Origin of the sequence: Mesorhizobium sp. LCM 4577 (assembly GCF_001854795.2) — a bacterium.
Classification (GTDB): Bacteria; Pseudomonadota; Alphaproteobacteria; order Rhizobiales; family Rhizobiaceae; genus Mesorhizobium; species Mesorhizobium plurifarium.
In genome coordinates this window covers 315,264-337,887 of the sequence record NZ_MDDU01000024.1, presented here as the reverse complement: position 1 = coordinate 337,887, position 22,624 = coordinate 315,264, and the positions used below count along the sequence as shown (strand labels likewise).

Annotated in this window: 23 protein-coding genes and 1 tRNA gene; 18 read left to right on the top strand and 6 right to left on the bottom strand. The window is 63.8% G+C overall.

Annotated features, from left to right (window positions below):
• The first annotated feature begins 21 nt into the window (after window positions 1–21).
• The 8 genes from LCM4577_RS23290 to LCM4577_RS23255 all read left to right on the top strand — a co-directional run bounded on the left by LCM4577_RS23290 (window position 22) and on the right by LCM4577_RS23255 (window position 8,138).
• Window positions 22–1,101 carry an ABC transporter ATP-binding protein gene (locus LCM4577_RS23290; RefSeq protein WP_071073630.1) on the top strand — a complete coding sequence of 360 codons (1,080 nt, stop codon included), beginning with the start codon at window positions 22–24 and terminating at the stop codon, window positions 1,099–1,101.
• A gap of 10 nt (window positions 1,102–1,111) precedes the next feature.
• Window positions 1,112–2,179, top strand: a complete 1,068-nt coding sequence (locus LCM4577_RS23285) for an ABC transporter ATP-binding protein (protein ID WP_071073628.1) — start codon at window positions 1,112–1,114, stop codon at window positions 2,177–2,179.
• Entirely contained in the window at window positions 2,180–3,046 is an 867-nt protein-coding gene (locus LCM4577_RS23280) for a carbohydrate ABC transporter permease (protein WP_040987194.1), read from the top strand.
• 1 nt (window position 3,047) lies between these two features.
• Window positions 3,048–3,956: a carbohydrate ABC transporter permease gene (locus LCM4577_RS23275; RefSeq protein WP_116390139.1), complete on the top strand. Its 909-nt coding sequence runs from the start codon at window positions 3,048–3,050 to the stop codon at window positions 3,954–3,956.
• A gap of 2 nt (window positions 3,957–3,958) precedes the next feature.
• The gene (locus tag LCM4577_RS23270) at window positions 3,959–4,246 is read left to right on the top strand and encodes a DUF2160 domain-containing protein (protein ID WP_040987196.1); all 288 of its coding nucleotides are present in this window, start codon (window positions 3,959–3,961) and stop codon (window positions 4,244–4,246) included.
• A gap of 77 nt (window positions 4,247–4,323) precedes the next feature.
• Window positions 4,324–6,051 carry an ABC transporter substrate-binding protein gene (locus LCM4577_RS23265; RefSeq protein ID WP_040987198.1) on the top strand — a complete coding sequence of 576 codons (1,728 nt, stop codon included), beginning with the start codon at window positions 4,324–4,326 and terminating at the stop codon, window positions 6,049–6,051.
• 90 nt (window positions 6,052–6,141) lie between these two features.
• The gene (gene glpK, locus LCM4577_RS23260; RefSeq protein ID WP_071073626.1) at window positions 6,142–7,635 is read left to right on the top strand and encodes a glycerol kinase GlpK; all 1,494 of its coding nucleotides are present in this window, start codon (window positions 6,142–6,144) and stop codon (window positions 7,633–7,635) included.
• Window positions 7,636–7,661: 26 nt separating this feature from the next.
• Entirely contained in the window at window positions 7,662–8,138 is a 477-nt protein-coding gene (locus tag LCM4577_RS23255) for a DUF6882 domain-containing protein (RefSeq protein ID WP_041000603.1), read from the top strand.
• A gap of 91 nt (window positions 8,139–8,229) precedes the next feature.
• Here LCM4577_RS23255 and LCM4577_RS23250 read toward each other — a convergent pair whose 3' ends face one another.
• Window positions 8,230–8,682: a BA14K family protein gene (locus LCM4577_RS23250; protein WP_071073624.1), complete on the bottom strand. Its 453-nt coding sequence runs from the start codon at window positions 8,680–8,682 to the stop codon at window positions 8,230–8,232.
• Window positions 8,683–8,985: 303 nt separating this feature from the next.
• Here LCM4577_RS23250 and LCM4577_RS23245 point away from each other — a divergent pair.
• From LCM4577_RS23245 to LCM4577_RS23235, 3 genes are all read left to right on the top strand, one after another.
• Window positions 8,986–9,061 (top strand) — tRNA-Lys (locus LCM4577_RS23245).
• Window positions 9,062–9,337: 276 nt separating this feature from the next.
• Window positions 9,338–10,249: a DUF535 family protein gene (locus LCM4577_RS23240; RefSeq protein ID WP_071073622.1), complete on the top strand. Its 912-nt coding sequence runs from the start codon at window positions 9,338–9,340 to the stop codon at window positions 10,247–10,249.
• Window positions 10,250–10,661: 412 nt separating this feature from the next.
• Complete coding sequence (locus LCM4577_RS23235) at window positions 10,662–11,804, top strand: hypothetical protein (RefSeq protein WP_071029744.1); 1,143 nt, start codon at window positions 10,662–10,664, stop codon at window positions 11,802–11,804.
• 32 nt (window positions 11,805–11,836) lie between these two features.
• Here LCM4577_RS23235 and dprA read toward each other — a convergent pair whose 3' ends face one another.
• The 4 genes from dprA to LCM4577_RS23215 form a co-directional block, all read right to left on the bottom strand.
• Entirely contained in the window at window positions 11,837–12,964 is a 1,128-nt protein-coding gene (gene dprA / locus LCM4577_RS23230) for a DNA-processing protein DprA (protein WP_071073620.1), read from the bottom strand.
• Window positions 12,961–13,542, bottom strand: a complete 582-nt coding sequence (plsY, locus tag LCM4577_RS23225; RefSeq protein WP_116390138.1) for a glycerol-3-phosphate 1-O-acyltransferase PlsY — start codon at window positions 13,540–13,542, stop codon at window positions 12,961–12,963. The genes dprA and plsY overlap by 4 nt, the downstream gene beginning before the upstream one ends.
• Window positions 13,543–13,728: 186 nt before the next feature.
• On the bottom strand, window positions 13,729–15,015 hold the full coding sequence (locus LCM4577_RS23220; RefSeq protein ID WP_071073617.1) for a dihydroorotase: 1,287 nt from the start codon (window positions 15,013–15,015) through the stop codon (window positions 13,729–13,731).
• A complete protein-coding gene (locus LCM4577_RS23215) occupies window positions 15,012–15,992 on the bottom strand; it encodes an aspartate carbamoyltransferase catalytic subunit (RefSeq protein WP_071073615.1) in 981 nt (326 codons plus the stop codon). The genes LCM4577_RS23220 and LCM4577_RS23215 overlap by 4 nt, the downstream gene beginning before the upstream one ends.
• 218 nt (window positions 15,993–16,210) lie before the next feature.
• Here LCM4577_RS23215 and LCM4577_RS23210 point away from each other — a divergent pair, with 218 nt between their 5' ends.
• From LCM4577_RS23210 to LCM4577_RS23200, 3 genes are all read left to right on the top strand, one after another.
• A complete protein-coding gene (locus LCM4577_RS23210; RefSeq protein ID WP_041000828.1) occupies window positions 16,211–17,839 on the top strand; it encodes a DNA alkylation response protein in 1,629 nt (542 codons plus the stop codon).
• Window positions 17,840–18,052: 213 nt separating this feature from the next.
• Window positions 18,053–18,601 (top strand): hypothetical protein, encoded by a 549-nt coding sequence (locus tag LCM4577_RS23205; RefSeq protein WP_371410067.1) that lies wholly within the window; start codon window positions 18,053–18,055, stop codon window positions 18,599–18,601.
• The gene (locus tag LCM4577_RS23200) at window positions 18,601–18,942 is read left to right on the top strand and encodes a DUF6105 family protein (RefSeq protein ID WP_071029754.1); all 342 of its coding nucleotides are present in this window, start codon (window positions 18,601–18,603) and stop codon (window positions 18,940–18,942) included. Before LCM4577_RS23205 ends, LCM4577_RS23200 begins: the two co-directional genes overlap by 1 nt.
• Here LCM4577_RS23200 and ruvX read toward each other — a convergent pair.
• The gene (gene ruvX / locus LCM4577_RS23195) at window positions 18,884–19,366 is read right to left on the bottom strand and encodes a Holliday junction resolvase RuvX (RefSeq protein WP_071029756.1); all 483 of its coding nucleotides are present in this window, start codon (window positions 19,364–19,366) and stop codon (window positions 18,884–18,886) included. The two genes, LCM4577_RS23200 and ruvX, sit on opposite strands and share 59 nt — an antisense overlap.
• A gap of 119 nt (window positions 19,367–19,485) precedes the next feature.
• Between ruvX and LCM4577_RS23190 the strand changes: the two genes are divergently transcribed.
• The 4 genes from LCM4577_RS23190 (at window position 19,486) to LCM4577_RS23175 (ending at window position 22,620) form a co-directional block, all read left to right on the top strand.
• On the top strand, window positions 19,486–20,193 hold the full coding sequence (locus LCM4577_RS23190) for a metal-dependent hydrolase (protein ID WP_071029758.1): 708 nt from the start codon (window positions 19,486–19,488) through the stop codon (window positions 20,191–20,193).
• 112 nt (window positions 20,194–20,305) lie between these two features.
• Window positions 20,306–20,593 (top strand): Asp-tRNA(Asn)/Glu-tRNA(Gln) amidotransferase subunit GatC, encoded by a 288-nt coding sequence (gene gatC, locus LCM4577_RS23185; RefSeq protein WP_040987223.1) that lies wholly within the window; start codon window positions 20,306–20,308, stop codon window positions 20,591–20,593.
• Window positions 20,594–20,596: 3 nt separating this feature from the next.
• A complete protein-coding gene (locus LCM4577_RS23180; RefSeq protein WP_040987225.1) occupies window positions 20,597–21,055 on the top strand; it encodes a GNAT family N-acetyltransferase in 459 nt (152 codons plus the stop codon).
• On the top strand, window positions 21,055–22,620 hold the full coding sequence (locus tag LCM4577_RS23175) for an amidase (RefSeq protein ID WP_071029762.1): 1,566 nt from the start codon (window positions 21,055–21,057) through the stop codon (window positions 22,618–22,620). Before LCM4577_RS23180 ends, LCM4577_RS23175 begins: the two co-directional genes overlap by 1 nt.
• Window positions 22,621–22,624: the final 4 nt, after the last annotated feature.

Sequence of the window (22,624 nt, the reverse complement as noted above, 5' to 3'; positions counted from 1 at the left end):
CAAGGTCTGGGAGGAGGCGTGATGCTGGAACTGAGGAACGTGACGAAGACGGTGGGCGCGCAGGAGCATATCCGCGACGTGTCGCTGACGCTTCAGCACGGCTCGCTGAACGTGCTCCTCGGGCCGACACTCTCCGGCAAGACCAGCCTGATGCGGCTGATGGCGGGCCTCGACGCGCCGACGTCCGGCTCGGTCTGGTTCGATGGCAAGGACGTCACCGGACAGAAGGTGCAGAAGCGCAACGTCGCCATGGTGTACCAGCAGTTCATCAATTACCCGGCGATGACCGTCTACGAGAACATCGCTTCGCCGCTGCGGGTCGCCGGCGTCGAGCAGGCCAAGATCGACAAGGAAGTGCGCAACGCGGCGGCGCTCTTGAAGCTGACGCCTTATCTCGACCGCACGCCGCTCAACCTGTCCGGAGGACAGCAGCAGCGCACCGCGCTTGCCCGCGCAATCGTCAAGAACGCCAGCCTGGTGCTGCTCGACGAGCCTTTGGCCAATCTCGACTACAAGCTGCGCGAGGAATTGCGCGCCGAATTGCCGAAGATCTTCGCCGCCGCCGGCACCATCTTCGTCTACGCCACCACCGAGCCGCACGAAGCGCTGTTGCTCGGCGGCAATACGGCGACGCTCTCGGAAGGCCGCGTCACGCAATTCGGTCCGACCGTCGACGTGTTCCGCAAGCCTGTCGACCTGGTGACGGCACGGACCTTCGCCGATCCGCCGCTCAACACCATCGTGCTCTCCAAGAAGGGCGCGGACTTCCTGCTCGAAGGCGGTGTCAAGCTGCCGGTGCCGCCAGAGCTCGCCGGCATTGCCGACGCCAGTTACACGATCGGATTCCAGCCGCATCATCTGTCGCTGGAGCGGCCGAACGCCAGCGCCGTGCCGGTGCGGGCCAAGGTCACCATCACCGAGATCACCGGCTCGGAGAGCTTCGTCCATCTCGATTTCGCCGATGCGCGCTGGGTGATGCTTGCGCATGGCATTCTCGATTTCGAGACGGACGACGAGGTCGAGGTGTTCATCGACCCGCGCCATCTCATGGTTTTCGACCAGAACGGCCGCGCCGTGACGGCGTCGAAGCTCGCGGCCTAAGGAGCAAGCGATGGCGCGCATCGAGGTCAACCATATCCGCCACTCCTACCTGCCCAACCCGCGGAAGGATTCGGATTTCGCGCTGAAGGAAGTGCATCACACCTTCGAGGATGGCGGCGCCTATGCGCTGCTCGGGCCCTCGGGCTGCGGCAAGACCACCTTGCTCAACATCATTTCGGGCCTGCTGCATCCCTCGCATGGCCGGTTGCTGTTCAACGGCCGGGACGTGACCAATCTGTCGACGCAGGAGCGCAACATCGCGCAGGTGTTCCAGTTCCCGGTCATCTACGACACCATGACCGTCTACGACAATCTGGCCTTCCCGCTGCGCAACCGCCGCGTGCCCGAAGCCGATGTCGATCGCAAGGTGCGCGAGACGCTCGACATGATCGATCTCGCTTCGCTGGCGAAGAAGAAGGCGCGCGGGCTCACCGCCGACCAGAAGCAGAAGATCTCGCTTGGGCGCGGTCTGGTGCGCTCCGACGTCAACGCCATCCTGTTCGACGAGCCGCTGACGGTGATCGACCCGCATATGAAATGGGTGCTGCGCTCGCAGTTGAAGCAACTGCACCGCCGCTTCGGCTACACCATGGTCTATGTCACGCACGACCAGACCGAAGCGCTGACTTTCGCCGACCGTGTCGTGGTCATGTATGACGGCGAGATCGTCCAGATCGGCACGCCTGCCGAGCTCTTCGAGCGGCCGCGCCATACCTTCGTCGGCTATTTCATCGGCTCGCCGGGCATGAACGTGCTACCGGTGTCGCTCGATGGCAGGACGGCGACGCTCGGCGCGCAACGCATCGAGCTTCCGGGCGTGCCCAAAGCCGAGAGCGGCGCCGTCGAGCTCGGCATCCGTCCCGAATATGTGCGGCTCGGCCGTGAAGGCATGGCGGTGCGGGTCAGCAAGGTCGAGGATGTCGGCCGCCACAAGGTCGTGCGCGCCAATCTGGAGGGCAGGGAAATTGCCGCGGTGATCGGCGAGGACGACGAAGTGCCGGCCGATCCGAAGGTCCGCTTCGATCCTGCCGGCATCAACATCTATGCCGATTCCTGGCGTGTCGAGATGGGGGCGTAGATGGACAAGACCTGGAACAACAAGGCCTGGTTTCTCGTCCTGCCGGTGCTGGTGCTGGTGGCGTTCTCGGCCGTCATCCCGCTGATGACCGTCGTCAACTATTCGGTGCAGGACACGTTCGGCAACAACGTCTTCTTCTGGGCCGGCACCGAATGGTTCGAAGAGCTGCTCGCCTCCGACCGCTTCTGGGAAGCGATGGTGCGCAACCTGATCTTCTCCTTCATCATCCTGGCGATCGAGGTGCCGCTCGGCATCTTCATYGCGCTCAACATGCCGAAGAAGGGCTGGGGTGTGCCGGTCTGCCTGGTGCTGATGGCGCTGCCGCTGCTCATCCCGTGGAATGTCGTCGGCACGATCTGGCAGGTGTTCGGGCGCAACGACATCGGCCTGCTCGGCTATTACGTCAACGCGCTCGGCGTCGACTACAACTATGTCCAGGACCCGTTCGACGCCTGGGTCACCGTCATCGTCATGGATGTCTGGCACTGGACCAGCCTGGTCGTGCTGCTCTGCTATGCCGGGCTGGTCTCCATTCCAGACGCGTTCTACCAGGCGGCCAAGATCGATGGCGCGTCGCGCTGGGCGGTCTTCCGCTACATCCAGTTGCCGAAGATGCAGCGCGTGCTTCTGATCGCCGTGCTGTTGCGCTTCATGGATAGCTTCATGATCTATACCGAGCCCTTCGTCGTCACCGGCGGTGGCCCCGGCAATTCGACGACCTTCCTGTCGATCGACCTCGTCAAGACGGCGCTCGGCCAATTCGATCTCGGTCCGGCGGCGGCCATGTCGCTGGTCTACTTCCTGATCATCCTGTTGTTGTCGTGGGTATTCTACACCGTGATGACCAACTACGACGCGGAGCGCTGAGATGGTGGGCGCCAACGAGACGACGCGCGTGAGCGAAACGACGGTCACCGAGGTGGGCAGCACGCTGTCGCAGGACGAGGTGGCCAAGCTGATGCGCCGCCGCGGCGAGGAATCGCGCTGGTGGTGGATCGTGCCGACGCTCTATATCGTCGTGCTGCTCCTGCCGATCTACTGGCTCATCAATATGAGCTTCAAGACCAATGCGGAGATCGTGTCGTCGATGACGCTGTTCCCGCACAATCCGACATTGGCGAACTACCGCACCATCTTCACAGATGCCTCCTGGTACTCGGGCTACATCAACTCGATCACCTATGTGGTGATGAACATGGTGATCTCGGTCGCCGTGGCGCTGCCGGCGGCCTACGCCTTCTCGCGCTACCGCTTCCTCGGCGACAAGCATTTGTTCTTCTGGCTGCTCACCAACCGCATGGCGCCGCCGGCGGTGTTCGCGCTGCCGTTCTTCCAGCTCTATTCGGCCTTCGGTCTCATCGACACCCATATCGCCGTGGCGCTGGCGCATTGCCTGTTCAACGTGCCGCTGGCGGTGTGGATCCTCGAAGGCTTCATGTCCGGCGTGCCGAAGGAGATCGACGAGACCGCCTATATCGACGGCTATTCGTTCCCGCGCTTCTTCGTGAAGATATTCATGCCGCTGATCGCGAGCGGCATCGGCGTCGCCTGCTTCTTCTGCTTCATGTTCTCCTGGGTGGAGCTCCTGATCGCGCGCACGCTGACCACGACCGACGCCAAGCCGATCGCCGCCACCATGACCCGTACTGTCTCTGCCGCCGGCATGGACTGGGGCCTGCTCGCCGCCGCCGGCGTGCTGACGCTGATCCCCGGCGCCTTGGTCATCTGGTTCGTGCGCAATTACATCGCCAAGGGCTTCGCCCTGGGAAGGGTCTGACCATGAACCTCGACTTTTCGTGGATGGCGTGGACCTGGCCGACGGCGGCCTTCTTCATCGTCATTGCGCTGATGCTCTGCGGCATGGGCGTCTGGGAATATGTCTCGCCCGGCGGCAATCCGCGCGTCGGCGTGCTGCGCTTCGAGACGACGCGCGGCGACCGCCTTTTCCTTTCGCTGCTCGGCAGCGCCTTCATCCATCTCGCTTGGCTGGGTCTGATAGGACCCAACCTGTGGTGGGCTCTCGCTCTCTCCGTGGTCTACGCCATTGGCGTGTTCCGATACGTATAGAGGGAGAAACAGACGGAGCGGCCGCGTGCTGGCGGCCGCCCCGGATCGCACTTTAAACCTAAGACTGGAGGAGACACATGCGACGGCAATTTCTAACATCCACGACCGCCCTTGTCCTATTGCTCGGGGCGGGCAATGCCTATGCCGGTATGGACGAGGCAAAAGCCTTTCTCGACAAGGAGATAGGCGACCTTTCGACGCTTTCGCGCGCCGATCAGGAAAAGGAAATGCAGTGGTTCATCGATGCCGCGAAGCCGTTCGCCGGCATGGAGATCAAGGTCGTTTCGGAAACCATCGCCACCCATTCCTATGAATCGCAAGTGCTGGCGCCGGCCTTCTCCGCGATTACCGGCATCAAGCTGACGCACGACACGATCCAGGAAGGCGATGTCGTCGAGAAGATCCAGACGCAGATGCAGACGGGACAGAACCTCTATGACGGCTGGGTCAACGACTCCGACCTCATCGGCACGCACTGGCGCTACCAGCAGGTGCGCAACCTGACCGACTGGATGGCGGGCGACGGCAAGGACGTCACCAATCCGAACCTCGACCTGAAGGACTTCATCGGCACGTCGTTCACGACGGCGCCCGACAAGAAGCTCTACCAGCTTCCCGACCAGCAGTTCGCGAACCTCTACTGGTTCCGCTACGACTGGTTCAACGACGAGAAGAACAAGGCCGACTTCAAGGCCAAATACGGCTACGACCTCGGCGTTCCGGTCAACTGGTCGGCCTATGAGGACATCGCCGAGTTCTTCACCGGCCGCGAGATCGACGGCAAGAAGGTCTATGGCCACATGGACTACGGCAAGAAGGACCCGTCGCTCGGCTGGCGGTTCACCGATGCGTGGCTCTCCATGGCCGGCAATGGCGACAAGGGCATTCCGAATGGCCTGCCGGTCGACGAGTGGGGCATCAAGGTCGATGAGAATTCGCGTCCTGTCGGTTCCTGCACCGCGCGCGGCGGCGACACCAACGGCCCGGCGGCCGTCTACTCGATCCAGAAATATCTCGACTGGCTGAAGGCCTACGCTCCCGCCGAAGCGCAGGGCATGACCTTCTCTGAATCCGGCCCGGTTCCGGCGCAGGGCGCGGTTGCCCAGCAGATATTCTGGTACACCGCCTTCACCGCTTCGATGGTCGACGCCGGCGCCAAGGCCGTGATGAACGACGACGGCACGCCGAAATGGCGCATGGCCCCGTCGCCGCACGGCGTCTACTGGAAGGACGGCATGAAGCTCGGCTACCAGGACGTGGGTTCCTGGACGCTGATGAAGTCGACGCCGACCGACCGCGCCAAGGCCGCCTGGCTCTATGCGCAGTTCGTCACCTCGAAAACCGTCGACGTGAAGAAGAGCCATGTCGGCCTGACCTTCATCCGCGAGAGCACGATCCACGACAAGAGCTTTACCGAGCGCGCGCCGAAGCTCGGCGGTCTGATCGAGTTCTACCGCTCGCCGGCCCGCGTGCAGTGGTCGCCGACCGGGACCAACGTGCCTGACTATCCGAAGCTGGCGCAGCTCTGGTGGCAGGCGATCGGCGATGCTTCGTCGGGCGCCAAGAGCGCGCAGGAAGCAATGGACTCGCTCTGCGCCGAACAGGAAAAGGTCATGAGCCGCATCGAGAAGTCGGGCGTCCAGGGCGATATCGGCCCGAAGATGGCCGAAGAGCATGACCTCGCCTACTGGAACGCCGACGCGGTCAAGAAAGGCAATCTCGCGCCTCAGCTGAAGATCGAGAACGAGAAGGAAAAGCCGATCACCGTCAATTACGACGAGCTGGTGAAGAGCTGGCAGAAGTAACTGGATGACGCAGGCCTGCGGACCTGTGTAGGAAATGCAGGGGAGGCGGCTTGGCCGTCTCCCCTGTTGCATGAGAGTGGAGGAAACGGAATGAGCGGTTTTGTGCTGGCGATCGACCAGGGAACGACATCGACCCGGGCGATCCTGTTCGACGACAAGATGAAGGTCGCCGGCACCGGCCAGCAGGAATTTGCCCAGCACTATCCCGCCTCCGGTTGGGTCGAGCACGATCCGGAAGACATCTGGGCGAGCGTCGTCGCGACGGTGAAGGCGGCGCTGAAAGCGGCCGGCCGCGCGGCATCGGATGTCGCRGCGATCGGCATCACCAACCAGCGCGAGACGGTCGTGGTCTGGGACAGGGCGACCGGCAAGCCGATCCACAATGCGATCGYCTGGCAGGATCGCCGCACCGCGCCGCTCTGCCGGAAGTTGAAGAAGCAGGGGCTGGAAAAAAAATTCACGAAGAAGACCGGTCTGCTGCTCGACCCCTATTTCTCCGGCACCAAGATCGCCTGGATGCTGGACAAGGTGAAGGGTGCGAGGAAGCGCGCCGAGAAGGGTGAATTGCTCGCCGGCACCATCGACAGTTTCCTGATCTGGCGGCTGACCGGCGGCCAAGTGCACGCCACCGATGCCACCAACGCCTCGCGCACTTTGGTCTACAACATCGAGAAGAATGTCTGGGACGACGAGCTGCTCTCGATCCTGAACATACCGGCGGCGATCCTGCCTGAGGTGAAGGATTGCGCCGACGATTTCGGCGCCACGGAAAAGAGCCTCTTCGGCGCCGAGATGCCAATACTCGGCGTCGCCGGCGACCAGCATGCGGCGACGATCGGCCAGGCCTGCTTCGAGCCGGGCATGATGAAGTCGACCTACGGCACCGGCTGCTTTGCGCTGCTCAACACCGGCACGGACCTGGTGCGCTCGAGGAACCGGTTGCTCACCACGATCGCCTACAGGCTGAACGGCAAGACCACGTATGCGCTGGAGGGTTCGATCTTCATCGCGGGCGCCGCCGTGCAGTGGCTGCGCGATGGTATCAAGGTGATCGGCAAGGCCGAACAAAGCGGTGCGCTGGCGGCGACCGCCGATCCGGCGCAACAAGTCTATCTGGTGCCGGCCTTCGTCGGTCTTGGCGCGCCGCATTGGGACGCGGATGCGCGCGGCGCGATCTTCGGCCTGACGCGCAATTCAGGTCCGGCGGAGTTTGCACGCGCTGCACTTGAATCGGTCGCCTTCCAGACGCGCGACCTGCTCGATGCGATGCGCAAGGACTGGAAAGGCGCCTCGGCCAAGACGGTGCTTCGCGTCGACGGCGGCATGGTGGCGTCCGACTGGACCATGCAGCGGCTAGCCGACATTCTCGACGCACCGGTCGACCGTCCGACAATTCTGGAAACGACCGCGCTGGGCGCCGCCTGGCTTGCCGGGTCGAAGGCGGGTGTCTGGCTGAAAGCGAAGGAATTCGCCAAGAGCTGGGCGCTGGAGCGGCGCTTCAAGCCGCAGATGGACGCCGCAACGCGCGCGGCGAAGCTCGCCGGATGGCGCGATGCGGTGCGCAGAACGCTGAGCGTGCGATAGCGATTTACGGGACCGGGCGAGGGGAAATGCAGCCGGATTGGTATCCTGCTTGGCGCGATGAGGCCTTTGAACAGCTCACCGCCAAGAACGCTCGCCTGGCGAAGGATTTCCGCCTCGGCAGCTGGTCGCGTTATGACTACGACTTGACGGCCGGAAAGCTGGTGTTTTCCGACCAGAGCGGCGTCAAGGTCGTTTCGGAAATCCAGATTGCGGGCTCCACCAGCGCCAAGGCCGGCAATTGGCTCTGGGCTTGGGCCAATTCGAACCTGCCTGGCAATCTTCTCGGCGACGCGAAACTGGTTCGGGCCTTCGGCGAGGAAAAAGCCATAGACAATTTGGCCCGGGCCTATGTGGACGATACGGGCGGCGACCTGGAAGCTCTCGGCTGGGAACTCACGGCGGCGATGGTTCGGGTTTGCAATGCGCTTGGCGCTTACCGCTCTCCGCGGGGTGAAGGCGGAGCGCTGTATCTGGTTTTCAAAAGTGTCAGATGGGCAAACTGACCGCTTGGCCGTTTCGCTGATCAAAACGAGAGAGCCCGTGCCTCTCGAGGCACGGGCTCAGTCAACGACCCTGGGTACTGACTGGAGGCCGTCAATAGGGCGACACGCACTGCCGACGCGGACCGCTGTTCGGCTGGAAGGTGTTGTCCGAGGCGCGGTAGGAGCGATAGCGGTCGTAGCACCACTGGACATGCGAGTTGCCGCGATAGACGCGGTTGTTCTCGCTGTTGACGATGGCGCCGGTGATCAGCGCGCCCGTGGCGAAAGCAGCCAGCGGGAACCAATGGTCGCCATGCCGGCGATAGCCGCGGCGATATTCACGATAGCCGCGATGGCCGTTCCAGTAGACAGCGTCACCACGACGCGAGAAATCGCGATTGAAGCCGCGATGCCTTCTCCAATCCCGATACTGCACGGTCTGGACATCCGACAGGGCCTGGGGTTGCGGCACATAGTTTGGCTGAGCGTTGACCGGCACCATCTCCGCCGCGACGAACGACGTCGAGAGAGCGGCTGCCAGCAGTCCCGATGCGATCTTGTTCATTAATCTTCTCCTCGATGGTTGATGGATGTCCCTGTTTTGCGAAACGGGTCGAGGTTGCAATGGTTCCCATTCCAACGGACGCCTATCGTTCCAGCATCGGCCCATTGTTATTGCGGGGATTTCTGAAGCAATGCGGACCCGCGCCATTGGCGCAGACATCGAAAGCCGTTCGCAAACGCCCCCGGCGCCCCTTCGAATCCATTCAAAAAATCCGCCTTGGAAGCCCATCTTTTTCCGGTTGACCGGCCGCAGCACTCTCCCTATGTTCCGCGCAATTTCGAGGGCGGCGTTTTGAGCCCGCGGGAGCGCGTAGCTCAGCCGGTAGAGCAACTGACTTTTAATCAGTAGGTCATGGGTTCGAATCCCATCGCGCTCACCAAAAACGACCGCTCGAACAGCCCGGCCACATCTGCCGAATTGCCGCAAGTCCAACCGCCTCCACAACATCACGTCGCCGCTCGGTCGGCGCTTTACATTTTTGTAAATTGCCTTGGGTGCGCGGTTCGCGATAGGGCAGGCTGGTGGCCCGGTTCGGGCATCGGGCTTGTTGGGCAACAGAAATGGCTCGGATGAACGGACCTGGCCGTCCTTGAAGTCTTGCCGTCGGCGATCACCAGAGGAGCGGTGTCGCGCCGAATAGAATTATGGGGCAGCGGTGTCGTCACGTCGAGGCAGGCGAGCGCCTTCCGCTTTCCGTCGCAGGCTCAACGAGTGGGTTCACACGGTCAAGTGGGCCGCCCTTCGTTGGCTGTATCGCCGCGATATCGCCGATGTCAGGCTGAAGCTTGGCGCCGAGCCCTTCGCTCCAATCCTCGATCATTATCCGGAGGTTCCACTCAAGGTTGTCCGTCCCTACCTGACCGTGGGGCTGAAGCGCGGCAAACGCGCCGTGGCCCTGGTCGGTCACTACATGGCGGCGGCCCGTTTGCTAAGCGATGCGGCGGTGGTCGAGAGCCACACTGGCGGTCTGGAATTGTTCGCCGTCATAACCCGGGCAGGGAAAGTCACGGTGGAACTGGGCGGCCAGGGCGGCCTCTACAGGGAGGCGGAATGGCGCCTCATCCTTTGCCTGGATCGACGGCCGGTCACCGAAATGGGATTGGCAATCGTGGACAGGTCGCTGCTGCAGATCGAGGGAGCGGGCGAGGTCCTTTGGATCGGCGTGCTCAAGAGTGTTTCGGCCGGAGCGCAAGGCCTCGAGGAAGCCCGCATCCTGACGAACGCCATGGAGGGAATGCGACCGAAAACGCTGCTTCTTCTCGTGGCGCAGGCGCTTGCCCGGTTTCTAAATCTTTCCGGCCTCTTTGCGGTCTCGAATGCGGGTCACGTCTTTGCAACCGACCCCAGTTTGCGCCGTCGCATCTCCGCCGACTATGACGGTTTCTGGATGGAGTCCGGAGGGCACCGGACGGACCCCTCGATGTTCGCCATGCCCACCGCCAAGGCGCAGCGCGAGCTTACCGAGTACAAGCCCAACAAACGGGCACGGGTGYGCCGGCGATGGCGTCTGGAGGATCAAATTACCGACCAGGTGAAGGCGTCAATCCAGCCTCTGCTTCGGAAATAACCGCGCTTGCGTCATTGCCGGCCAGCTTGATGCCCGTGGTAATCGGAACAAAAAGTTATGTACGACTGTTTCCCTCTCGAAGGGACCGCAATTCGGGATGCGGATACAGTGGACGTACTGAATTTGGAACTGGCCAGGGCCAGGCAGAGCGTAAAGCGCGCGGAGACTTCTCTCAATCACGCGAAGGAAATGCTGGACGAGGACTGTGGCGTAGGGATCAACCTTGCGCTGTGCAGCCGCATACGGTCGGAACAGAAGCGCGTGGCAGAAGCCAGAAAGCGGCTGATGAAGATCGCTAGGGCTTCCTTACCCTGAGGCGTGACTTTCCCCAAGACAATGAGAGCCGGCCACCGGCAAACTTGTCCCTGGACAGGGTCATGGCTAAACTCGGGCCTCCGAGGGAGGCTCCAGAATGGCACTTGACCTTTCGGTAGAGACCACGGCCCGTAAAGCGGCGCCGCCCGGCAGATATCTGTTCGGCCCGGTCGCCGATTTCCTGATGCTCGGCGGCAGCGCGTTTCTGATCCTGCCGGCGTTGTTCTTCGTGCCGCATGAATACGAAGGCTCGTTAGCCGCGACGATGGTCGTCGTGGCCTATCTGGTGAACTACCCGCATTTCGCCCATTCCTACCAGATCTTCTACCGCAATTTCGGCCGGAAGGCGCGTGGCGACGGCTACGACCGAAGCCTGCAGCTTCGCTACATTTTCGCCGGCGTCATCGTTCCGGCGATCATGGCCCTGTTCTTCGCCTATGGCGCGGCGACGTCAAACACGCGGCTGCTCGGCTTCGCGGCCAACGCAATGTTCTTCTTCGTCGGCTGGCACTACGTCAAGCAGGGCTACGGCATGCTGATGGTCGATGCCGTGCTGAAACGGAAATTCTTCGACAACCGGGACAAGAAGGTGCTGCTCGTCAACAGCTATGCGGTGTGGATCCTGGCCTGGCTGCAGACCAACACGGCGGTGACAGCGGGACAGTATTACGGGCTCCAGTATTACACCTTCGCCGCGCCTTCATGGATCACCGACATTGTCTTGGCGGCGGCCGTCGCATCCACAGCGGCTACGCTCCTGATGCTGGCCAGCCGTTGGCGAAAAAATGGCGGCGGCCTGCCATATAATGGCATCGTTGCCTATGTCGCGTCCCTCTATCTCTGGATCCTGATCGCCAGGATAAACCCGCTCTGGCTGCTTGTGGTGCCGGCGCTGCACTCGCTGCAATATCTGGCCGTGGTGTGGCGCTATCAGACCAATGTCGAGCGTGACGTCCTGGATGCGGCGCGGGATCCGGAGCCGAAAATCCTATCCGTCCTCGGCCCTCGCTATAAGCTGCGGGTGTGGGGATTCATCATCGGAGGCGCCGCCCTCGGCTATCTCGGCTTCTGGCTGATCCCGTTCATGTTGACCGCCCTGGTCCCCTACGACAAGCAGGTGCTCGGTTCGTCGCTGTTCTTCTTCATCGTGCTGGTCTTCATCAATGTGCACCACTACTTCCTCGACAATGTGATGTGGCGCCGCGGCAATCCGGAAGTGTCGAAATATTTGTTCCGGTAGGAGGACTGAAATCCGGAACTGAAGGCCGCAGGTCACGCGATCAGCGACACATTCCCGCCGGCGTGACGCTCCAGCCGTCCCGCGAGGTCGAGTTCCAGCAGCACCATCGATATCTGCGCCGCACTCATGCCCGTGTGGCGGATAATGTCGTCCACCGCGATCGGCGTGGGGCCAAGCGCTTCCAGCACATCGGCGCGGTCGTTTTCGCCGGGTGGCGACATGGCGGATATGTCGGGCGCCTCGGCAAGTGGCGTGGTCAGCGGGCGACGGACGCCGGCAAGCGGCGCCAGCGCGCCGAGCACGTCGGCGGCTTCGGTGACTAGCGTGACGCCGTCCTTGAGCAGCGCGTTGCAGCCGGCGGCGCGCGGATCGAGCGGCGAGCCCGGCACGGCGAAGACCAGCCGGCCCATCTCATTGGCGAGGCGCGCGCTGATCAGAGATCCGGAGCGTTGCGCTGCCTCGACCACCACCAGTCCAAGCGCCATGCCGGCGACCAGGCGGTTGCGACGCGGAAAATCCTGGGCGCGCGGCTGCCAGGCGAAGGGCATTTCCGAAACGATGGCGCCACCGCGATCGGCGATCTCGTCGCACAGGCCGGCATTCTCGGGCGGGTAGGGGACATCGAGCCCGCCGGCCAGCACGCCGATGGTGCCGGTCGAAACGCTGCCTTTGTGTGCGGCCGTGTCGATGCCGCGCGCCAGGCCGGAAACGATGGCGTAGCCTTCGCGGCCGAGGTCTGCCGCCAGCAGACGCGCCATCTTGATGCCGGCCAGCGAGGCATTGCGGGCGCCGACGATCGCCACCGCCGGCAACCGGAAGACCGAGCCTTCGCCTTTCACCGCCAGCAGCGGCGGCGGATTGTCCAGGGTTTTCAGCAAGGGCGGATAATCGGCCTCGCCGATGCCGACGAAGCGGGCGCCGGCGCGCCGGGCGGCGTCCAGCTCGGCTTCGGCCTCGGCGATGGAGGGGATGCGCACGATGCGATTGGCGCCGCCGGAGATCGTCAGCTCGGGCAGCATTTCAAGCGCGGCTTCTGCCGAGCCGAAGCGGTTGATCAGCTCGCGAAACGAAGCCGGGCCGACATTGGGCGTGCGGATCAGGCGAAGCCAGGCAAGCCGCTGCCGGTCGCTGAGGCGCGGGCCGGCGGCCGGGGCGCTCATCCCTTCGCCCCGATCTTGCCTTCGGTGCCGGCCAGCAGCCGCGAGATGTTGGCGCGGTGCTTGATGAAGACGATCAGGCTCATCAGCGCAAACAGGCCGGCGATCTGCGGCGTGCTCATGAAATAGAGCGCGATCGGCACGACCACCGCGGCCGCCAATGCGGCCAGCGAGGAATAGCGGAACAAGAAGGCCATCGCGAGCCAGACGACGGCGAAGACGAGCATGCCTTGCCAGGCTAAGCCGAGCAGCACGCCCAGATAGGTTGCGACGCCCTTGCCGCCCTTGAAGCCGAGCCAGACGGGGAAGAGATGGCCGAGGAAGGCGCCGAAGCCGGCCAACAGTCCGAAGTCCAGCGAGAAATGCCCGGCGATCAGCGCCGCCGCCGTGCCCTTCAGCGCATCGAGCAGCAGCGTCGCGGCAGCAAGGCCCTTGTTGCCTGTCCTCAGCACATTGGTGGCGCCGATATTGCCCGAGCCGATCTTGCGGACGTCGCCGAGGCCGGCCGCGCGGGTAATCAGGAGCCCGAACGGAATCGAGCCGAGCAGATAGCCGAGGACGAGCGAAATCGCGTAACCCATTGTCTCCCCCATACTCCTGTCGCTCCAGGTGCTCGCCTTAAGATTGATACAATCTGCTTTATGCAACCATAGTTTGCAAGAGCTGGCGCTGCTTGGGCAACAGCTGGTCATAATGGTAGAGTCGGGAGGGTTCGCCAAGCAACTCTGTGCGAACAGGGTCCGGCAGAGCTCAAAGCAATGGATGGGCTATACTGAAAACACTGTTCGGCCCGCGACCATCGTCTGCAAGACTTTGCCCTGCAGGCGCGCGCCTTCGAAGCAGGTGTTCTTCGAACGCGAGCGCAGTCCGCTTTCGCTGACGATCCACGGTTCGTCGAGATCGACGACCGCGAGATCGGCCGGCGCGCCCGGCTGCAGCGTGCCACCCGGCAGGCCGAACAGTCGCGCCGGCGCAGTAGACAGCGTCTCGATCAGCCTGAGCAGCGGCACATCGCCATTGTGGTAGAGCCGAAGTGCCGCGCCAAGCAGCGTCTCCAGCCCGATCGCGCCGGCGGCCGCATCGGCAAAGGGCAGGCGCTTGGTGTCGACGTCCTGCGGGTCGTGCGAGGAGACGAWGATGTCGACCGTGCCGTCCTTGATCGCCTCGATCATCGCCAGCCGGTCGTCTTCGGCGCGCAAGGGCGGGTTGAGCCGGAAGAAGGTGCGGTATTCGCCGACATCGTTCTCGTTGAGCGACAGATTGTGGATGGCGACGCCGGCCGTGACATTGGCGCCATCGGTCTTGGCCCGGTTCACCGCGCCGGCCGCCATCGCGGACGAGATTTTTGCCGCGTGATAGGCCCCGCCGGTCAGCCGCGCCAATGCCAGGTCGCGCTCGAGCGGGATCAGTTCCGCCTCGCGCGGAATACCCGACAGGCCGAGCCAGCTTGCGTAGAGGCCTTCGTTCATCACGCCGGACGAGGCGAGGTTCGCGTCCTGCGTTTCATGCGCGATGACGCCGCCGAAATCGCGGGCGTAGGTGAGCGCGCGGCGCATCACCAGCGCATTGGCGATGGTGTGGCGGCCGTCGGTATAGGCGACGGCGCCCGCCTCGCGCAGCAGGCCGAACTCGGTCATCTCGCGGCCTTCGAGGCCCTTGGTGATCGCGGCCGCCGGAAAGATGTTGACGCTTGCAGTGTCGCGCGCGGTGCGCAGCACGAATTCGACCAGCGCCACGTTGTCGATCACCGGATCGGTGTCGGGCATCATGACGATGGAGGTGACGCCGCCGGCCGCCGCCGCCACGCTTGCCGAAGCGATGGTCTCGCGATGCTCGCCGCCGGGTTCGCCGATGAAGACGCGCGCGTCGACAAGGCCTGGAATGATCGTCTTGCCGGCGCAGTCGACGACGGTGCCGCCTTCCGGCACGCCCTGGTTCAATGCGGCTTTCCCGGCCGCGACGATCTTGCGGCCATCGACGATGACGCTGCCGATCTCGTCCACGCCGCGCGACGGGTCGACGATGTGCGCCTTGCTGAAGACGGTCACGCTCATGCGCCGCGCCCCTCATGGTTGCGGCCGTCATTGTTGCGACGAGGGTCAAGCAGCGCTTCCATCACCGCCATGCGCACGGCGACCCCCATCTCCACCTGTTCCTGGATGACGCTTTGCGGCCCGTCGGCGATCTCGGAGGCAATCTCGACGCCGCGGTTCATCGGGCCGGGATGMATGACCAGCGCATCGTCCTTGGCGGCTTTCAGCTTCTCGGCATCGAGGCCGAAATAGCGGAAATACTCGCGGATCGACGGCACGAAGGCGCCTTCCATGCGCTCGCGCTGCAGGCGCAGCATCATCACCACGTCGGCGTCCTTCAACCCCTCGGCCATCGAGCGCGCGACGATCACGCCCATCCTGTCGATGCCGGACGGCAGCAATGTCGAGGGCGCGACGACGCGCACCTGCGCGCCGAGCGCGTTCAAGAGCATGATGTTGGAGCGGGCGACGCGCGAATGCAGGATGTCGCCGCAGATCGCCACGATCAGCTTCGAGAGCGGTCCCTTGGCGCGGCGGATGGTCAGCGCGTCGAGCAATGCCTGCGTCGGATGCTCGTGCGCGCCGTCGCCGGCATTGACCACCGAGCAGCCGACCTTCTGGGCGAGCAGGGCAGCCGCGCCCGCCGACTGGTGGCGGATGATCAGGATGTCCGGGCGCATGGCGTTGAGGGTCATGGCCGTATCGATCAGCGTCTCGCCCTTCTTCACCGAGGAGCTTGCCACCGACATGTTCATGACATCGGCGCCAAGACGCTTGCCGGCCAGCTCGAAGGACGACTGCGTGCGGGTCGAGGCTTCATAGAAGAGGTTGATCTGGGTGCGGCCGCGCAGCGTCGAAGTCTTCTTTTCCGATTGCCGTGAGATCGCCACGGCCTGGTCCGCCCGATCGAGCAACAACTCGATATCGGCGGGGGAAAGATCGCGGATGCCCAGAAGATGGCGGTGGGGAAAGAGCGGCAGGGACGAAGCGTCGGTCATCTCAAGGCGCTGCTATAGGGTGCGGTCCGGCCTGCCGCAAGCGCCAGCTTTGGATTGCGGGCGTTCTCCCCGGTATTTTCGTCGCGCGCCTTCCGTGGCTTGGGCTATAAGGCGTGGCTTGGGCTATAAGGCTGGGGGCTTCGGATTCGCGACCGYGGCCTTGGAAATGCTAAGAACCTCTCGGCCAATTGAAGGATTGGGCAACTGAAGGATTGGGCGTGACCGACGAGGTGATCAACCAGCCGCCGCCGTTGACGGGCGGCAATGCATGGCGGGGCGATCCGCTGCTCATCCAGCTTGCCGAGCGTTTTTCCGATCCCGTGCGCAAGGATCTCGATGGGCTTGGCCGGTTCGTGATGACACAAGAGGCGCAGGAGCTTGCCCGCCTCGCCAACACCGATACGCCGAAATTGCGGACGCATGACCGCCAGGGCCGGCGCCTCGACCTGGTCGAATACCATCCGGCCTATCACGCCCTGATGCGTCGCTCGATTGCCGGCGGCCTGCATTCTTCCGTGTGGGAAAACGGCGATGCCGAGATCGGCCGCCGCCATCAGGTGCGGGCGGCGCGCTTCTATCTGACCGCGGAACTCGAGACCGGGCATCTGTGTCCGATCACTATGACCAGCGCCTCGCTGGCGGCGCTGATGGCGAGCCCGAAGCTTTTCCGCGAATGGGCGCCGCGCGTGACGACGCGCAAATACGACCAGACGCAGAAGCCGCCGGTGCAGAAGACCGGGCTGACGCTCGGCATGGGCATGACCGAGAAGCAGGGCGGCACGGATGTGCGCGCCAATACGACCCGGGCCGAGCGAACGGGAAGCGGCTTCTACCGGTTGACCGGCCACAAATGGTTCATGTCGGCGCCGATGTCGGATGCCTTCCTGGTGCTTGGCCAGGCTCCGGAGGGACTGTCCTGCTTCCTTGTCCCGCGCATCCTGGGCGACGGTTCCGGCAACGGCTTCCGCTTCCAGCGGCTGAAGGACAAGCTCGGCAACCGATCGAACGCCTCGTCTGAGGTGGAGTTCGTCAACGCCATCGGCGAGATGGTCGGCGACCCGGGCGCCGGCGTCAAGACAATCATGGACATGGTGACGCTGACCCGGCTCGACTGCGCGGTCGCTTCGTCGGCGCTGATGCGGGCAGGGCTTGCCGAGGCCGTCCACCACACGCGCCATCGGCAGGTGTTCGGCTCGAACCTGATCGACCAGCCGCTGATGCAGCGGGTTTTGGCAGATATGGCGCTCGACGTCGCCGCGGCCACGGCGCTGTCGTTCAGGCTGGCGCGCTCCTTCGACGAGGCGGCAAGCGACCGTGGCGAGGCGGCCTTCGCTCGCGCCATGACGCCGGTCGTCAAATACTGGGTCTGCAAGATCGCGCCGGGGCTGCTTTACGAAGCGATGGAGTGCCTGGGCGGCAACGGCTATGTCGAGGAAGCGCCGCTCGCCCGCTACTATCGCGAGGCGCCGGTCAACGCGATCTGGGAAGGCTCGGGCAATGTCATGGCGCTCGACGTGCTGCGCGTGCTCGGCCGTGCGCCCGGCCTGTTCGAGGAGGTGCTGGCCGGCATCGACCGTGATCTCGGCACCGGCGGGCGCGGCACCATCGGCGTGCTCAAGGCTGCCATGCAGGTCGCCGCGACCGACCAGGGCTCGGCGCGCCTGCTCACCGAACAGCTCGCGCTTTCGGCCGCGGCGGCGGAGCTGCGCCGGCTGGGAGCAGGGCGCATCGCCGACGCTTTCGTCGAAACGCGGCTGGGCGGCCAGTGGCGCACCACCTACGGCATGCTCGATTCGCGCCACGACGCGCGCATGATCATCGACACGCTCTATCCGCCGGTGACCTGATCCCGCTCTAAACCAAAGAGCATGATCCGAAAACCGCTTCCCGCTCTTCGGCTTGATGCCCAGTGCGGATTGCCGAGCTGTGGATAGCTGTTAACCTTAACAAATGGTTTCCATTGCGGTGAACCGTTGCAAAGCCCAATCTCCGTCTGCTGGAGTAGGGAACGGTCAACCATGGCCTCCCCGAGCTCCGCCAGCGGGAAGCGCATGCGGCACGTGTTGAGCTCAGTTCTGGCCTTGCATTGGGCGGTGGTTTTCGCCCTGCTTGCCTATATCTGCATGGACGGCAGCCGCGGCATAGCGACGGCGCTTGGCGTGCTTGGTCTCTCGGTCCAGGCCAACCGGTTTCCCGAGCTTGAAAATGTTGCCTTGCTGGCGCCGCTCTCGATCGCGCTCCTGACCGTCGCGGTGTTGTTCTGCTGGGCCTTCGTCGAAACGCTGCTGAACGCGGCGGCGAGGGCGGACGCGGGCGAGAGCGTGGCGCGGATCGCCTTCATCGCGGCATCGTTCCTGCTTTCGCTGATCCTCATCGGCGGTGTGGCGCAAGGCATTGACGGCCTGTTCATGATCGTCGCCATTCAGATGACGGCGCTGCTTGCCTCCTACATCGCCGTGCTGGCTGAACGCCGCTCCACCTTCGCGGCAATGAATTTGCCAGAGGGCGATGTTCGCGCCGCCTCGCGCATGGCGATGGGCGCCGCGCACAGTTCGCTGCTTTCCCGCATATCCGGCCGTCCGGAACRCAAGCCAGGAGGCAGCCGCTGATGCGCACGCTGTTCGCACTCTGGGCTGCTCCGATGGCCGTCTTCTGGGGATGGTTCTTCCTGTCGCTCAACGACATGAATTTCGGTTATGTGATGCTCAGCCGCCAGCTGCACGATTTCGTCTTCCAGCTCTACGGCCAGATGCTGGGCATCGATCCGGCGATTATCCCGGGCATGGTGGCGCGAACCTGCGTTTTCGACTTTTTCCTGCTCATGGGCCTTTGGGCTTTCCGCCGCCGGCGCAACATCGCCGAATGGATCAGGCAGCGGCGGCAGGGCGATATCAGCTCCGATCGGCTCGGCCGAGCGACTGAAGCCGGTCCAACGCTCCCTGCAGAATAAAGGCGGCGGCCGCCGAATCGATCTTGCCGGCGCGCTTCTTGCGCGAGAAATCCATCTCGATCAGCGTCCGCTCGGCCGCGACCGTCGACAGCCGCTCGTCCCACAGCACGAAAGGCAGGTCGGAAAGCGGCGCCATGTTGCGGACGAAGGCGCGCGATTTCTGCGCACGAGGCCCTTCCGAGCCGTCCATGTTGACCGGGAGGCCGAGCACGACGGCGCCGACATTGTCCTTCTCGAGCTGAGCGAGCAGCTGGGCGGCATCGAGGGAGAACTTCTTGCGCAGAATGACGGGGCGCGGATGGGCGAAGGACAGCCCGCGATCGGAGACCGCCACGCCGATCGTCTTGTCGCCGAGATCGAGCCCGGCGAGCGTCTTGCCGTCGGCAAGCCACCCCGGCAGTTCCTCGATTGAAATGATGCCCAAGCGGCTTCCTCTGATATCCAGGCGTCACACATCCTTTTGACGGTAAGGCGCGCCGCGCTACTTTCAATTTGCCGCCAGCGTTCTATCCTTCGGCAACGGAAAAATCGAGGAAAGCATTCATGAAACTGACCTGGTACGGACATTCGGCATTCCGCGTCGAGACCAAGGACGCCACCATCCTCATCGACCCCTATCTGGTCGGCAATCCGTCCTGGACGGGGGGCTGGGAAGGCCCGGCGGAGGGTGTCACGCATGTTCTCCTGACCCATGGCCACAACGACCATGTCAGCGGCGCGGTCGAGGTGCTGAAGAAAAGCGGCGCCATGCTGGTCGCCAATTTCGAGATCTGCATGTATCTCGTCGGCCAAGGCGTCAGCGGCGACAAGATCAATCCCGGCAATATCGGCGGCACCGTCGATTGCGGACCGTTCACCACGACCTTCGTCCAGGCGTTGCACTCGTCCTCTTTCGGCGGCGAAGGCGGCACCAACACCTATCTGGGGAACCCGGGTGGACTGGTCCTGCACTTCCCGGAGGACAAGACGCTCTACCACATGGGCGACACCGACATCTTCTCCGATATGGGCCTGATCAACGAACTGCACGAACCGAAGATCGGCATTGTGCCGATCGGCGACCGCTTCACCATGGGTGGCGCGGTGGCGGCCCTTGCCTGCCGCCGCTTCTTCGGCTTCGAGACCGTCGTTCCCTGCCACTTCCGCACCTTCTCGATGCTCGACCAGACCGCCGACAAGTTCGTCGCCGGCATGGAAGGCTCGGGTGTCAATGTGGCGCTTCCGGAAATCGGCAAGGCGATCACGATCTAAGTCGCCTGCAATCGCCAGGGGGCACCGCAACTGAGCTGACCGGCATCATGCATGTTGCGCGGCAGACGCCGCGCCGCTATAGCCCGCACTGGTTTTCCCGAGGCGATAGAACATGTCCGTTGATCTTCAGACCGTGAAGCGCGTCGCGCGCCTTGCCCGTATCGCGGTGAGCGAGGAGGACGCCGAGCGCATGACCGGCGAACTGAACGCCATCCTCGGCTTCGTCGAACAGTTGAACGAGGTCGATGTTTCTGGTGTCGAGCCGATGACCTCGGTCACGCCGATGGAGATGAAGAAGCGCCAGGATGTCGTCACCGACGGCAACAAGCCCGCCGACATCGTCGCCAATGCGCCGGCGACGGAAGAGAACTTTTTCCTCGTTCCGAAGGTGGTGGAGTAGGCCGTGGCTGTCGAGATCGCCGTCGAGACGCCTTTGCAGGACGACGTGCGCGCGCTGGTCGCCGAACTCAATGCCGCGTTGCTCGAACTGACGCCGCCCGAGCACTGCTATCATCTGACCGTCGAGCAGATGGCGGGCAAGGATACGACGGTGTTCATCGCCCGCGACAACGGCCTGGCCGTCGGCTGCGGCGCGCTCAAGCGCCATGACGGGGCGGTCGGTGAGGTCAAGCGCATGTACACGCGGCCTTCGCATCGCGGCCGCAAGATCGGCGCCGAGATCGTCGGACGGGTCGAGGCGCTTGCCCGGCAGGAAGGGCTGAGGCGCCTGGTTCTCGAAACCGGCGATCGGCACCCCGCGGCCTGGACCGTCTATGAGCGCGCCGGATTCTCGCGTTGCGGACCGGTGCTGGATTATCCCGACTCCGAGTGGTCGGTGTTTTACGAAAAGAGCCTTGCCTGATGAGCGATCTCACACATCTCACCATTTCCGAGGCCCGCGCCAAGCTGCGCGGCAAGGAGATCACCGCGGCCGAAATCACCGAGGCCTATCTTGCGGCGATCGATCGCGCCAATCCCGTGCTCAATGCCTATGTGACTGTGACCGCCGACAAGGCGCGCGACATGGCGAAGAGCTCCGACGCCAAGCTCGCCAAGGGCGAGGGCGGCGCGCTGGAAGGCATTCCACTCGGCATCAAGGACCTGTTCGCCACCGAAGGCATCCATACCCAGGCCTGCAGCCACGTGCTGGACGGCTTCAAGCCGCGTTACGAATCGACCGTGACCAGCAATCTGTGGGCCGACGGCGCCGTCATGCTCGGCAAGCTCAACATGGACGAGTTCGCCATGGGCTCGTCGAACGAGACCTCCTACTACGGCCCGGTGATCAATCCGTGGCGGCGCTCGCGTGTCGATACGGTCGTCATGCCGACGACGCATCAGGGCGATGGCGGCTTTGTTTCAGCCGGCGGCACGAAGACGGCGCGGACCTTGGATAACGCCCAGCTGGTGCCGGGCGGCTCGTCGGGCGGATCGGCATCGTCGGTGGCCGCCTTCCTCTGCGCCGGCGCTACCGCGACGGACACCGGCGGCTCGATCCGCCAGCCTGCGGCGTTCACCGGCACGGTCGGCATCAAGCCGACTTACGGTCGCTGCTCGCGCTGGGGCATCGTCGCCTTCGCTTCCTCGCTCGACCAAGCCGGGCCGATCGCGCGCGACGTGCGCGACGCCGCGATCCTGCTGAAGTCGATGGCCTCCGTCGATCCGAAGGACACAACCTCGGTCGACCGCCCGGTGCCGGACTATGAAGCGGCGATCGGCAAGCCGATCAAGGGCATGAAGGTCGGTATTCCGAAGGAGTATCGCGTCGACGGCATGCCGCAAGACATCGAGGCGCTCTGGCAGCGGGGCATCGCCTGGCTGAAGGATGCCGGCGCCGAGATCATCGACATCTCGCTGCCGCATACCAAATACGCCTTGCCGGCTTATTATATCGTGGCGCCTGCCGAGGCTTCGTCGAACCTCGCCCGCTATGATGGCGTGCGCTACGGCCTGCGCGTGCCCGGCAAGGACATCGTCGACATGTACGAGAAGACCCGCGCCGCCGGTTTCGGCCGCGAGGTCAAGCGGCGCATCATGATCGGCACCTATGTGCTGTCGGCCGGCTATTACGACGCCTACTATCTGCAGGCGCAGAAGGTGCGCACGCTGATCAAGCGCGACTTCGAGAATGTCTTTGCCGCCGGCGTCGACGTCATCCTGACGCCGGCGACCCCATCGGCCGCCTTCGGCATCGCCGACGAGGACATGGCCTCCGATCCGGTCAAGATGTATCTCAACGACATCTTCACGGTGACGGTGAACATGGCCGGCCTTCCCGGCATTTCCGTGCCGGCCGGCCTCGACGGCAAGGGCCTGCCGCTCGGCCTGCAGCTGATCGGCCGCCCGTTCGATGAGGAGACGCTGTTCCAGACCGCCAACGTCATCGAGCAGGCGGCGGGCAAATTTCAGCCGGAAAAGTGGTGGTAGGCTC

Excerpts from the sequence above, each read along its gene's own strand:
- LCM4577_RS23235 (WP_071029744.1), top strand. The coding sequence starts at position 10,662 with ATGGCACTTGACCTTTCGGTAGAGACCACGGCCCGTAAAGCGGCGCCG.
- LCM4577_RS23275 (WP_116390139.1), top strand. The coding sequence starts at position 3,048 with ATGGTGGGCGCCAACGAGACGACGCGCGTGAGCGAAACGACGGTCACC.
- LCM4577_RS23285 (WP_071073628.1), top strand. The coding sequence starts at position 1,112 with ATGGCGCGCATCGAGGTCAACCATATCCGCCACTCCTACCTGCCCAAC.
- LCM4577_RS23265 (WP_040987198.1), top strand. The coding sequence starts at position 4,324 with ATGCGACGGCAATTTCTAACATCCACGACCGCCCTTGTCCTATTGCTC.
- LCM4577_RS23200 (WP_071029754.1), top strand. The coding sequence starts at position 18,601 with ATGCGCACGCTGTTCGCACTCTGGGCTGCTCCGATGGCCGTCTTCTGG.
- dprA (WP_071073620.1), bottom strand. The coding sequence starts at position 12,964 with ATGAGCGCCCCGGCCGCCGGCCCGCGCCTCAGCGACCGGCAGCGGCTT.
- LCM4577_RS23255 (WP_041000603.1), top strand. The coding sequence starts at position 7,662 with ATGCAGCCGGATTGGTATCCTGCTTGGCGCGATGAGGCCTTTGAACAG.
- gatC (WP_040987223.1), top strand. The coding sequence starts at position 20,306 with ATGTCCGTTGATCTTCAGACCGTGAAGCGCGTCGCGCGCCTTGCCCGT.
- LCM4577_RS23270 (WP_040987196.1), top strand. The coding sequence starts at position 3,959 with ATGAACCTCGACTTTTCGTGGATGGCGTGGACCTGGCCGACGGCGGCC.
- LCM4577_RS23175 (WP_071029762.1), top strand. The coding sequence starts at position 21,055 with ATGAGCGATCTCACACATCTCACCATTTCCGAGGCCCGCGCCAAGCTG.
- LCM4577_RS23290 (WP_071073630.1), top strand. The coding sequence starts at position 22 with ATGCTGGAACTGAGGAACGTGACGAAGACGGTGGGCGCGCAGGAGCAT.
- LCM4577_RS23250 (WP_071073624.1), bottom strand. The coding sequence starts at position 8,682 with ATGAACAAGATCGCATCGGGACTGCTGGCAGCCGCTCTCTCGACGTCG.
- LCM4577_RS23190 (WP_071029758.1), top strand. The coding sequence starts at position 19,486 with ATGAAACTGACCTGGTACGGACATTCGGCATTCCGCGTCGAGACCAAG.
- plsY (WP_116390138.1), bottom strand. The coding sequence starts at position 13,542 with ATGGGTTACGCGATTTCGCTCGTCCTCGGCTATCTGCTCGGCTCGATT.